This is a genomic window from Kosakonia sp. MH5 (assembly GCF_009935945.1).
Lineage (GTDB): Bacteria > Pseudomonadota > Gammaproteobacteria > Enterobacterales > Enterobacteriaceae > Kosakonia > Kosakonia radicincitans.
Map to the genome: position 1 here is coordinate 1 of NZ_QODH01000023.1, position 10,129 is coordinate 10,129.

General features: G+C 51.6%; 14 protein-coding genes, 2 pseudogenes and 1 riboswitch. Of the genes and pseudogenes, 7 read left to right on the forward strand and 9 right to left on the reverse strand.

Annotated features, from left to right (window positions below; genetic code table 11):
* Positions 1–368, reverse strand: a 368-nt coding sequence (locus DK872_RS26835; protein WP_202626186.1) for a DHH family phosphoesterase, incomplete at its 3' end; no start/stop codon positions are given.
* 77 nt (positions 369–445) lie between these two features.
* A riboswitch (Fluoride riboswitch) is annotated at positions 446–514 on the reverse strand.
* 299 nt (positions 515–813) lie between these two features.
* Here DK872_RS26835 and nhaA point away from each other — a divergent pair.
* Entirely contained in the window at positions 814–1,971 is a 1,158-nt protein-coding gene (gene nhaA, locus DK872_RS26840; protein WP_161519090.1) for a Na+/H+ antiporter NhaA, read from the forward strand.
* A 60-nt stretch (positions 1,972–2,031) separates the two neighbouring features.
* On the opposite strand, the gene DK872_RS26845 is transcribed toward nhaA, so the two are convergent.
* Positions 2,032–3,690, reverse strand: coding sequence for an FAD-dependent oxidoreductase (locus DK872_RS26845; protein WP_161519091.1), 1,659 nt, complete (start codon positions 3,688–3,690; stop codon positions 2,032–2,034).
* A gap of 161 nt (positions 3,691–3,851) precedes the next feature.
* Between DK872_RS26845 and DK872_RS26850 the strand changes: the two genes are divergently transcribed.
* Complete coding sequence (locus DK872_RS26850) at positions 3,852–4,202, forward strand: metalloregulator ArsR/SmtB family transcription factor (RefSeq protein ID WP_161519092.1); 351 nt, start codon at positions 3,852–3,854, stop codon at positions 4,200–4,202.
* A gap of 307 nt (positions 4,203–4,509) precedes the next feature.
* Here DK872_RS26850 and DK872_RS26855 read toward each other — a convergent pair whose 3' ends face one another.
* The 7 genes and pseudogenes from DK872_RS26855 to DK872_RS26880 form a co-directional block, all read right to left on the reverse strand.
* Positions 4,510–4,986 carry a Dps family protein gene (locus DK872_RS26855; protein WP_161519093.1) on the reverse strand — a complete coding sequence of 159 codons (477 nt, stop codon included), beginning with the start codon at positions 4,984–4,986 and terminating at the stop codon, positions 4,510–4,512.
* A gap of 114 nt (positions 4,987–5,100) precedes the next feature.
* On the reverse strand, positions 5,101–5,538 hold the full coding sequence (locus tag DK872_RS27875; protein ID WP_161519094.1) for a PaaI family thioesterase: 438 nt from the start codon (positions 5,536–5,538) through the stop codon (positions 5,101–5,103).
* 160 nt (positions 5,539–5,698) lie between these two features.
* The gene (locus tag DK872_RS26865) at positions 5,699–6,160 is read right to left on the reverse strand and encodes a NifB/NifX family molybdenum-iron cluster-binding protein (protein WP_161519095.1); all 462 of its coding nucleotides are present in this window, start codon (positions 6,158–6,160) and stop codon (positions 5,699–5,701) included.
* The gene (locus DK872_RS26870) at positions 6,135–6,455 is read right to left on the reverse strand and encodes a DUF134 domain-containing protein (RefSeq protein WP_001137910.1); all 321 of its coding nucleotides are present in this window, start codon (positions 6,453–6,455) and stop codon (positions 6,135–6,137) included. The genes DK872_RS26865 and DK872_RS26870 overlap by 26 nt, the downstream gene beginning before the upstream one ends.
* A gap of 309 nt (positions 6,456–6,764) precedes the next feature.
* Complete coding sequence (locus DK872_RS26875; protein WP_161519096.1) at positions 6,765–6,992, reverse strand: hypothetical protein; 228 nt, start codon at positions 6,990–6,992, stop codon at positions 6,765–6,767.
* Between the two features lie 593 nt (positions 6,993–7,585).
* Positions 7,586–7,657: pseudogene (locus DK872_RS27750) on the reverse strand (hypothetical protein); the annotation flags it as partial.
* A pseudogene (locus DK872_RS26880) lies at positions 7,645–7,839 on the reverse strand (LexA family protein); the annotation flags it as partial. The pseudogenes DK872_RS27750 and DK872_RS26880, both read right to left, overlap by 13 nt.
* 57 nt (positions 7,840–7,896) lie before the next feature.
* Between DK872_RS26880 and DK872_RS26885 the strand changes: the two are divergent.
* The 5 genes from DK872_RS26885 to DK872_RS26905 all read left to right on the forward strand — a co-directional run bounded on the left by DK872_RS26885 (position 7,897) and on the right by DK872_RS26905 (position 9,906).
* Positions 7,897–8,028, forward strand: a complete 132-nt coding sequence (locus DK872_RS26885; protein ID WP_237656269.1) for a plasmid segregation protein ParM domain-containing protein — start codon at positions 7,897–7,899, stop codon at positions 8,026–8,028.
* Between the two features lie 81 nt (positions 8,029–8,109).
* Entirely contained in the window at positions 8,110–8,427 is a 318-nt protein-coding gene (locus tag DK872_RS26890) for a plasmid partitioning/stability family protein (RefSeq protein WP_237656270.1), read from the forward strand.
* Positions 8,427–8,687: a hypothetical protein gene (locus DK872_RS26895; protein WP_161519098.1), complete on the forward strand. Its 261-nt coding sequence runs from the start codon at positions 8,427–8,429 to the stop codon at positions 8,685–8,687. Before DK872_RS26890 ends, DK872_RS26895 begins: the two co-directional genes overlap by 1 nt.
* 375 nt (positions 8,688–9,062) lie before the next feature.
* Entirely contained in the window at positions 9,063–9,410 is a 348-nt protein-coding gene (locus DK872_RS26900) for a hypothetical protein (RefSeq protein ID WP_161519099.1), read from the forward strand.
* A gap of 73 nt (positions 9,411–9,483) precedes the next feature.
* The gene (locus DK872_RS26905) at positions 9,484–9,906 is read left to right on the forward strand and encodes a hypothetical protein (protein WP_161519100.1); all 423 of its coding nucleotides are present in this window, start codon (positions 9,484–9,486) and stop codon (positions 9,904–9,906) included.
* The last annotated feature ends 223 nt before the right edge of the window (positions 9,907–10,129 follow it).

Sequence of the window (10,129 nt, forward strand, 5' to 3'; positions counted from 1 at the left end):
AGCAGCCAGAGTACTGTTGCGCTGCTGCCTGCCGGTTTTATCCAGACCTCCGGCGGCAGTTGCGTGACCAGACCGCCCAGCCGGTGATGGTCGATTATCCCGATGATGTTGCTCTGAAGAAGGTCGGCAGGCCCCTGTACCGGTTCGGTAAAATCGACCAGCCATACCGGTTCACCTTTCAGTGGAATATCGAGCAGGGGCGGCAGGGAGAGCCCGGCAGCTTCAAAAATATAGCGTGTCTCAGGATTCGCTTCACCGGGCCGCCAGGCACGGGCAGGACGGTTACACCGGTTGAGCCAGCCCGCCGTCACGGCTGCGGTGCAGACAGCGTCGCTGTCAGGGTTAAGATGGCCAAAAACATTAATCAAAGATGTATCCCCGTTAAGGGAAGTACACAGGCCGGAAGGATTTATCGACGGCCTGACATACCTCCTGAAAATCAAGAGTCATATCAGGCGTCATCAGCCCCGGACGGGGCGGTTGGGAAAGGTGGAACGCCATCACCTTCAGAGACATCATAGATCAACGCCTCTGGAAAGTCAGCAGACAGAGGCTTTTTCCTGTGCCCATGAAGGTGTATGACTGAGTAAGGTAAGGGGTATGGCATTTACCGGAATTTACTCGCATTACAACGGTGCATATTAACGTTTGTGATAAAATGGTTATTTTATCAATCACTTCAGGTAACTGATGTCATGCAGGCAAGCCTGAGAATATCATCCACCAGGTGCCTTCAGGGACAGGTTCACGTTTTCTGCATTTCTGCAGGAAAGCAGCCTGGTCTAAACTTTCTGAAAGGAGGCGGCACAGCCCATGCGCGCAAACAGAAAAAAACTTAACGGAGTTATCAGCGGGTTTATCAGCTCGCCGACAGCGGGCGGCATTATACTCATTCTCGCATCTGTAGCAGCCATCGTGATAGCCAACTCCCCCCTGCTTGAGGGATATGAATCACTGCTGAAATACAAAACTGCCGGGCTTTCCACGGAGCACTGGGTCAACGACGGCCTGATGGCCATCTTTTTTCTCTTTGTCGGTCTTGAGATTAAGCGGGAGCTTCTCGCTGGACAACTGGCAACATGGAGCCAGCGTGCCCTGCCGGGTTTTGCGGCGCTGGGAGGCGTTGCCGTGCCGGCACTGATTTATGCCTGGTTTAATGCCGGTAATGCAGAGACGCTTCGCGGATGGGCTATCCCGGCCGCGACGGACATTGCGTTCGCGCTTGGCGTGCTGACTTTGCTGGGAAAGCGGGTTCCGGCATCACTGAAGATTTTTCTTTCTGCCCTTGCCATCCTTGATGACATGGGGGCCGTAGCGATTATTGCGATTTTTTATACCAGTCATATTTCACTTATGATGCTGGGCGGCGCTATGGTAACCGCACTGATGATGTTCATAATGAACAGGGCCGGCCTTAAACGACTGTTTCCCTACCTCGTTGCAGGCTGCCTGATGTGGTTTTTTATGCTGCAGTCGGGGGTTCATGCTACGGTGGCTGGTATTCTGGTGGCCTTTTTCATCCCGCTGAAAACAGACAGCACTTCCGGTTCACCGCTGGAGCGACTTGAACATGGTCTTGAGCCATGGGTGGTTTTCCTTATTCTGCCGGTGTTTGGTTTCGCGAATGCAGGCGTATCGCTCACAGGCCTGACCGCAGAGGATCTTCTGTCACCCGTGCCAGTTGGTGTGGCCACGGGACTCTTCCTGGGTAAGCAAGTGGGCGTTTTTGGCCTTTCGCTGCTCGCTGTCGGTCTGGGGCTGGCCAAAAAACCGGAAAACAGCTCGTGGCTGCAGATATACGGCGTCTCTGTTCTGTGCGGAATTGGTTTTACCATGAGCCTTTTCATTGGCAACCTTGCATTTGCGGAAAGCCAGTTACTCATAGATGAAGTGAAAGTCGGCGTACTGGTGGGATCAGTTCTGTCTGCGTTGACTGGGGCGCTTATCATGTTGCTCCCGCGTCAGCGTTGAGATGTAACAAATGCTGAGAATACGGGAAGATGACGTACCATGCAAATGGCACGTCATCTCTTATTTATTCATCGACTCAATAACCGCTTTCCAGGTTAGAAAGCCACCGCTCAGATTATATGTCCGGAAGCCATGAGCCTGAAGAATACGGTATGCCACATGCCCGCGCAGGCCACTCTGGCACCCGATAAAAATCTCTTTATCTTCAGGCAATTTTTCAAGATTCTCCCGCAGGGAATCCAGTGGAATGGATAGCGCGTCAGGATATTCGCCAAATTGTTTCAGTTCTGCAGGAGAACGAATATCAAGTAAACAATAACTGCCCGGTTCCCGTTGTAACACATCGCTGACATGACATATGACCGTATCTCCTTTCATGACATTTGTCGCCACCATACCAGCCTGGTTAACCACGTCCCTTGCACTGTTAAAAGGAGGAGCATAAGTCAGCTCAAGATGCTCGAGATCGTTGACGGTAAGCCCCGCACGCTGTGCGACAGCCAGGACATCGATGCGTTTATCAACCCCTTTTTTCCCTGACGCCTGGGCCCCGAGAATTTTGCCGGTATCGGGGCTGAACAGCAGTTTAAGACTGATCATCGTTGCCCCCGGGTAGTAACTGGCATGATCAGCGGCATGGGCGTAAACCTTCTCGTATCGGGTACCATGGGCTTTCAGCTGTTTTTCATTTGCCCCGACGCTGCCAATACTCAGCGAAAATACCTTACAAATGGATGTACCCTGGCTGCCCTGGTAAAGGCTGTGGCGATCGAGCATGTTATCAGCAGCAATGCGCCCCTGGCGGTTGGCGGGTCCTGCCAGAGGAACATTAGCGGGTTCCTGAAAGACAAAGTCTGGGGTTTCAACGGCATCCCCAACGGCGTAGATATCAGGGATACTGGTCTGCATACGGGCATTAACACTTATGCCTCCCCGTTTACCCACGGCGAGCCCGGCCCCTTTGGCAAGGCTGTTCTCAGGTTTTACCCCGATGGCGAGAATAACCATGTCGGTCTGCAGAAAACCACCGTCAGAAAGTGCAACGCGGAATCCCGTTTCTGTCCGCAGTACCTCGTTGAGTGCTGTTTTAAGGCGCAGATCCACGCCATGACTCCTGATTTCCTGATGCAGGGCAGATGCCATTTCAGGATCAACCGGAGCCATAACCTGTTCCCCCATTTCCAGCAGGGTCACACTGATCCCCCGTTCGCTCAGTGCCTCCATCACTTCAAGTCCGATAAATCCCCCACCGACAAGCGTGGTGTGAGCGACGTTATGTTGCTCAATCCATGCCTGGATGGCATCCATGTCAGTAAGATTTCGCAGCGTAAAGACACCCTCTCCCTGTAGCCCGGGCAAAGGAGGGACAACCGGTGCAGCTCCGGTACTGAGGAGCAAACGATCCCACTCTTCGCTATAGACCTCCCCTGAGGTCAGATTTTTAACCGTCACCGTTTTATTAACCGGATCTACTGACGTCACTTCATGACAGATGCGGACGTCTATGTTAAAACGGGATTTAAAATCCTCCGGGGTTTTCAGAATAAGTGACTGTCGTAACGGAATTTTTCCGGCTATATGATAGGGCAATCCACAGTTGGCGAAAGAGACATCGCTTCCCCGCTCAAACACAACAATACTGACATCCTCTGACAATCGACGTGCCCTGGCTGCAGCGGATGCGCCGCCGGCAACACCACCAACAATCACTATTTTCATTAAATCCTCTCCGTTCACTGAGGGCAAAAATGTCTGCCAGATATAATCATTTACCCGGGCCGGCAGGACGCTGCAGACCTGACGAACACTGTGGCAAAATTATAGTGCCATTAGTATACTAAACTATATTATATAAAAACACATAGTGTGAGAAATCAGCAATGCCCATGAATGAAGACACAATACGTCAGACCGATATGAAAAATGCGGCCCTGGGGGCAGCAGATGTCTTACGGGGACTGGCCAACAGCGACCGGTTGCTGTTGATGTGTCAGTTAAGCCAGGGGGAAGCGAATGTAGCCGAGCTGGAAGCCGCTGTCGGTATTACTCAGCCGACCCTGTCTCAGCAGCTTGGTGTCATGCGCCGCTTAAAGCTGGTAGAGACCCGACGGGCAGGGAAAATGGTATTTTACCGTATTGAGGATAAACGTATCATGACGTTGTTAAATACCTTATATGATCTCTACTGCCCGCAGGCAGGCACCGGTAAAGGAAGCCGTAACAACGAATAATATGATCCTGTTTTCCCCGCAAACCGTTTTATCCGTGGATCATTAACCCTGTTCAGGCTGTGAAGTGCCTGGCCGGAGTCTGCGATACTGTAACGGGAAAGCGACAGTGGTCCGGATATACCAGCCGATAATGCCTGTCCGGACTGTATCTATCGCTCACACGTTCACTGGTTAACTTAGTGATTTATCGTTTTTTATACTGTTACGGTCAGAAAAAACAGCCACAGGAGCACGGATGGTACTGTACTGCACAGTCAGCAATGACCTGTGGCTGACAAACCGTTTTTTCTGCTGCCACCGGGTGACATTATTCAAGCAGGCTACGCAACATCCAGGCAGTTTTCTCATGCAACTGGATACGTTGTGTAAGCAGATCTGCTGTGGCTTCATCATTCGCATTATTAACGACCGGGAACAGGGAGCGTGCAGTTTTAACCACGGTCTCCTGGCCCTGGACAAGATTCTCAATCATGTTTTTTGCTGCCGGAATATCCTTGTCTTCATTAACCGCTGTTAAACGTGAAAATTCATGATATGTGCCGGGCGCAAAGCATCCGAGCGAGCGTATACGTTCAGCGATATCATCAACGGCAGTGGCCAGCTCATTGTATTGATTTTCAAACATTAAATGTAAGCTGTTAAACATGGGGCCAGTTACATTCCAGTGATAGTAATGTGTTTTTATATACAGGGTATAGGTGTCAGCAAGAAGCCGAGACAGGCCGTCTGCAATCTCCACCCGGGATGATTCAGCAATACCAATATCAATGATTTGTTTACTCATAACTACCTCTTACACGGTTTCAGTGGAATATACGATATGCCATTATTCTTTCCGGTCTGAGCAAAACACGCCTCAAATTTTTATAATAACCTGGTACACCTGTCGTCTGTCACACTAGCGATGCGCCAGAGCAATATCCTGCGACGGAACAATGAATTTCGCCGTGGCACGTGCCACTTTCTGCTGTCCTTTTGTCAGCCATGCTTCAAGCAGGTAAATCCCCCTGCGTTGCCCAAGCAGTCTGGCACATACCATCAGTTTTTCCCCGGTACAAACGGGTGAAATGAATCTCACCGTCAGCTCGGCCGTCAGGGCCTGCACACCCTGCATGAACAAACAATGAGTCATTGCTGCATCCAGCAGGGTACTCGTCATTCCGCCATGTAAAAGACCCGTATACCCCTGATGTCTGTGATCGGCCGTGTAGTCCGCACATACAGATCCATCCGGGTGTTCTGAAAAAATTAAGTTCACCGTATCAGGGTTGTTGTCGCGGGAACCACAGACCATACAACAGGTATGGGCCTTTCTGGCATCAAGATAACAATTCATCTGTTTCTGTTCAGCGTCCGGTTGTACTGACGGGAGGCATCCGGAATTCAGTCAGCTGAGGGTCTCCCCCGGCATCATTACTGCCTCCTCCACACATTCCGGCTCCTGGTTTATACACAATACGGGTCTGATAAAAATCACCACCCGTGATGAAATAAACTCATGAATGGCAACAGCGCCCGTTTCCGTGATGATGCTGACGCCCACCCTGGCACGCATTTTCTGCTGTGTTCCCGTCAGAGTGACAGCATTTTTTCCCTTTCGCCTCATGATTAAAGGACTGGCGCCCCTGCTCCGGCTTATTCAGTTCAGTCAGAACACGGGTATCCGGATCACACAGTTCAGTGAACAAACGACGGCCACAGTCAGTCTGGTACACCGCGATCTGATGCCCCAGTAATTTACCCAGCATCCGTTCCCCGATGTTACGGACCACAACGCGGCTGACCTGCTGTTGAACCAGAAGGTCAACCAGCTTCCGTTTACCTGAACAATCTGCGCCCAGCGCGGGATTTTCTGTCCGGCTGAGCTCCACACCGCGCTCATCCACCAGGACAAGGTGACTCGCTTTGGTAAAATGATTTGCTACCCGGTCGTCATTCACTGGAATGGCTGTGATCATCTTGTGTAACTCCTTCCCTTTCAGAGTGCATTATTAAGGCCTTGCCCTGAGTGAGACAGTCCACAACCTTAAAACGGGCTGCTTTCAGGACATTGGCCAGTGTCTGTCTTGAAACCCCCATTGCAACAGCCGCTTCCTGCTGTTGCATGCCCAGTAAATCGACCAGTCGTAACGCTTCAAACTCATCTTCTTTTAAATGAACATGTTCAAGCTGGCTCATCGGTCGCGCATTGGGCTTAAAACAGGTATCCGCAGGGCGGCCACAGATGTTACGGGGAATTCTGGGTCTTGGCATGAAGGCTCCTTATTGGCATATGCCATATATACGCGCGTAAACTGGCATATGCAATATACTTTGCTCACCGGCGGAGAATTTTTTGCTTTGCTCTCGAGTCTGTAAGTGTGCAGAAGGTCAGGGGAGATGAGGGGAAAGAAATCAGATACTGTCTGAGACTCAATTTAAAGTACTGCCATCAGAGTTCAACGTTTGCATTCTGGAACATCCAGAACTTTCGGATATCTGAAATATGAAGCCCATTGCTCACCCCGTCGCAAGTTCATCGTATCCGGAGCTGTAAAACCCCTGATACGACAAAGGTTCAGTTCACAGCAGAGCATTCGCAGCAGTTATAATTTCGTCATGCCTCAGGTCTCTGTCTGAAGCTATAAAAATCTCACATTTCTTTCGTCCAACCGAGTGCATGCCGGAAAGCATGATTTTGAGGTGAGCCTCTTCCCCGTTCGGATATACGCGCCTGATGATATTTACTTCCCTCAGGGTTTTTACTAATTCAGCGGGTTGATAGTTAAAGAAAACAAGTACATTTTTCATGCGGTTATCCTGAAAAGAGCACGGAAAGGGGTATCTGTTAAAAACACATTAGATTCACATCACAGAAAAGTAACGTCTTACTGAAAAAGCAGGGAGTAATATTCTGGTTAGCACCACTCATAGCTCGAAAAACGTCAAAGTGATTTCCCTCTTCACTCACTGTGTATCTCTGTCACATTGTAAGTTCAGACAGCGTCGCGACAGGTTTGATTAATAGCAAAAGTCCGCGATAACGCCTTATAACTGGCTGTCTGAGGGAGATTGTTTAACCCTGCGGGGAAAAAGTCGGTGTTACAGAATGGCGGAATCATCACAGAAGCCATACAGCTAATGATAATGCACTGACACGTGCACTGTATCTGTATGCCAAATTTCATAGTATTGATTTAATGAAGCCAGAAAATTATTGGCTCTGCCGGCTCTTCACCGGCAGCCTCTCTCGGATATATTGTCGGAGGGCCGTCAATTCTTACTTTTCGCTCATTGCAGTAAGCCAATGAGTCATAATCAACGCAGTTGATTTTCCATTCCACATAATCCTTTGAACGCGCTATGCAGCAGTCGTCATTATTAATTAATAAAATCAGTGGTTAATCACGTAAATCCGGGCGGAATACTTTTTCACAACTGGCATAGAACGAGTTGACGTCGGTTAGTCCAAACATCTGAGCACCTCCCGTGTCCGGTGGATGATGTGTGTGACCACACCGAATATCTGCAGCTCATCCGGATCCGGGTAAATAGGAGGAAACGCAGGATTCATAGGCAGCAGACAGAGCCGGGGCCGGGTAATCAACCGCTTCACGGTTAATTCCGCGCCGATGCCGGCCACCACAATGTCGCCATTCACCGACGTCATCGCGTTACCGACGCGGTGAGCAGCTTCAGTGGCTATTCTCATGTTATGGTTATCGGCGGCGGTGCAGAGCTCATCGCTGAAACGGTCAGAAAACAGTGTGGTGTACGCGGGGAGCGTTTTTATATCAGCGACAACGCGCAGTTTGACCTGGTTAATGGTATGCATGAGATTGGTTAAAAATGGAAAAACCGGACCCAAGACGCAAAATTCTGTTCTACCTCAACCCTGAGAGCAACGACGCCGAACGCTATGTGTGTGATGAGATCGATCGGCTGCTGCAAGGGGGCGGGGAAAAGTCTGGCGGGCACGCTGCTGGCCGGTTTTGCGCTGCGTAAGCAGGATCCGAGACTACCGAACATGCTGGCCGAGTTTCTCAACGAGCACACCACCTTTGATGAGATGATTACGCTCATGCAGGCAGTGTTTCCCGCAGAAATGAAACGCCTGGAGAGTCACAGGCCTGCGGGGCGTACCGTGCAGTCGGCCCCGGAAAAGCCGGAACAGAAGACACCTGCAGATGAAACCCGTGACAATGCCAGAAATATGTTCGCCTACCCCAGAAAGGACTGTGACTGATGGGTAAGATAAAACTGAAGACAGAGGCGCTGGCCTGTGAGGTACTCCGCCGCGCCGGCGTTCCGGAGGCACAGCTGCACAGCCGGATGCGAAAGACTGGGCAGGTGCTGTTTCTTCTCAGTATCCCGTTCATCATTCCTCTGATTATTATCGATCATGCCAGCCTCTGGGCGACCATTCTGCTCCAGACTGTCTATGGTGTGCTGGTCTGTCTCGGGGTGCTGCTCGCCTTCGATGAACAGGAAAGCCCCCGTCGTTAAAGGCTGCCCCCGCACGCTCTTCTGACCCGCCGCCGGCGGGTTTTTTTATGCGCTCACAGTGGCCTGCGGCCACGCCGCTTCACTGTGCCGGTTTCACCGTCACGCAGATGGCCGTCACGCCCTGCGTGACGGGGCTGCGCCATTCTCAGCCCCGGTGGCGCTGATGCCTCCCGGTTCTCTTCCCCGCACAGGACATTGCCATACGGACATCGCCCGCCAGGGCCGCGTTGCTGACCACCGGCACCCGGTCCCTCCGCAGGCTCCGGGCTGCGGCTTTAGTGTTCCCCCGGCGTGCTCCTCCGGCCGTATGGCGTCCTGGTTGTGCGGCGAAGGAACTCGGAGAGACATCACTACAACCCACAGAGGAGCACCAGAATGTCACAGCAGAACGTCAACACCGCAGCAAAAGAATCTGAAGAAACATCCGCCTTAAAAACCGGGGGACAACTGTCATTTTTTGATATGCCGGCAGTATCGGGGACCGGCGACAGCGCAACGTCCGGAAGCGCGACAGCAACGGCAATTTCCTGCCTGTCAGCGGAGAAAGCCAGACGGGAGTTTATCCGGGTGTTCCGGCAAACCGCGTACTGGCAGAACCGGTGGAATGAGTTCCGTGACTTCATCACCCTGGCCGCCAGCGAGCTGGACATGGCCCGCATCAGAACGCCAGAAAATATCGACAACAGTCGGCGGCAGTCAGTATCAGCCGGACGACCTCGATAACCTGAAGCGCCTGTTCTGTCTGCTGGTTGAGGCACTGTAGGGGCGGTTCCATGACTTTCTGGGCAACGTGTTCATGAAGCTTGAGCTGGGCAGCAGTGAAATGGGACAGCTTTTTACCCCGTATCCGCTGGCCCGGCTGATTGCCGGGCTGACGGCGGGGAATGAGCTACAGCAGCAGCTGACGACCTGCTCCTGGGTGACGCTGAGCGAACCCACCAGTGGGGCAGGGGGCATGGTGATAGCCTTCGCCGAAGTGATGCTGGCGCGGGGATTTAATCCGGCTGAGCAGCTGCTGGTCACGGCAACCGATATCGATCCCCTCGCGGCCGATATGACGTTCATCCAGCTGAGCCTGCTGGGGATATCGGCCATCGTGAACACGGGGAATTCGCTGGCACTGACGGTGAACCGTACCCGCACTACTTCAGTCACTGGGAGGCCCGTATCCGGCTGCATGAGCGTATTCAGGCCATGCGGGCTTTTCTTTCCTGAGTGACAACAGAGGGCAATAATAAATATCAGTCCGTGAATTCCTGCCTCTGACACGCCACGGACTGATAATGCGGTGGTTTCTGCTAAGAGCGAGCAGCGGACATGATGTGCAGCAGCGATTTCGCTCAAAGTTCAATCATTCTGTAAAGAATATGATTAAAATTTATCTTTGTCATACATGGAGTAAGACTAATGAATATCAATATAAGACCAGCTCAATTGTCTGA